At 58.7% G+C, this 1,292-nt stretch carries 1 protein-coding gene; it reads left to right on the forward strand.

Features of this window, described 5'->3' with window-relative positions:
- Window positions 1–1,292: hypothetical protein (locus NDJ82_RS27360; RefSeq protein WP_250926664.1), on the forward strand; the 1,292-nt coding region annotated here is incomplete at both ends.

Here is a 1,292-nt window from a genome sequence, read left to right on the forward strand (position 1 = left end):
TGACGGCTAAAGGTGCTGAATTCGTCAACGCGGGTAACCCGCTGCCGAAGATCGACCTGACCGTCACTGACGCTGGTGGCCTCAGCTCCACTGGCGAAGGCCAGCCGACCGTAACTTTGGTCAACGACGTTCCGGTGATTGATGTAACGCCGACCACTATCGTGGAAAACACCGCCGAAGCTGGCACCATCGCCGGTACCTTCAACGCGCGTGACGAAGAAACTCCGCGTGAAGGTCTGACTGTTAGCTTCACGGCAGGCACCAACGCCGATGGCTACTACGCCATCTCGGGCAACAACGTTGTCCTGACGGCTAAAGGTGCTGAATTCGTCAACGCGGGTAACCCGCTGCCGAAAATCGACCTGACTGTCACCGACGCCGGTGGCCTCAGCTCCACTGGCGAAGCTCAGCCTACCGTGACCCTGGTCAACGACGTTCCGGTGATTGATGTAACACCGACCACTATCGTTGAGAACGCTGCTGAAGCAGGCACCGTTGCCGGTACTTTCAACGCACGTGATGAAGAGACACCGCGTGATGGTCTGAGCGTTACCTTCACTGCCGGTACTAACACCGACGGCTACTACGCCATCTCTGGCAACAACGTGGTCCTGACGGCTAAAGGTGCTGACTTCGTCAACGCGGGTAACGCGCTGCCGAAGATCGACTTGACCGTCACCGACGCTGGTGGCCTCAGCTCTACCGGCGAAGGCCAGCCGACTGTGACCTTGGTTAACGACGTTCCGCTGATTGACGTTACGCCGACCACTATCGTTGAGAACGCTGCTGAAGCGGGCACCGTTGCCGGTACTTTCAACGCACGTGATGAAGAAACGCCGCGTGAAAATCTGACCATCAGCTTCACCACCGGCACCAACGCAGACGGCTACTACGCCATCTCCGGCAACAACGTCGTGCTGACCGCCAAAGGCGCCGAATTCGTCAACGCGGGCAACCCGTTGCCGAAGATCGACCTGACTGTCACCGATGCTGGTGGCCTCAGCTCCACCGGTGAAGGTCAGCCGACTGTGACCTTGGTTAACGACGTACCGTTGATCGATATCACGCCGACCACCATTGTCGAGAACGCCGCTGAAGCAGGCACCGTCGCCGGTACCTTCAACGCACGTGACGAAGAAACTCCTCGCGATGGTCTGACCGTGAGCTTCACTGCTGGTACTAACGCAGACGGCTACTACGCCATCTCGGGCAACAACGTTGTGCTGACGGCCAAAGGCGCCGAATTCGTCAACGCGGGTAACCCGCTGCCGAAGATCGATCTGACTGTCACC

The organism is Pseudomonas sp. SR18 (genome assembly GCF_023701505.1).
Taxonomy (GTDB): domain Bacteria; phylum Pseudomonadota; class Gammaproteobacteria; order Pseudomonadales; family Pseudomonadaceae; genus Aquipseudomonas; species Aquipseudomonas cyclaminis.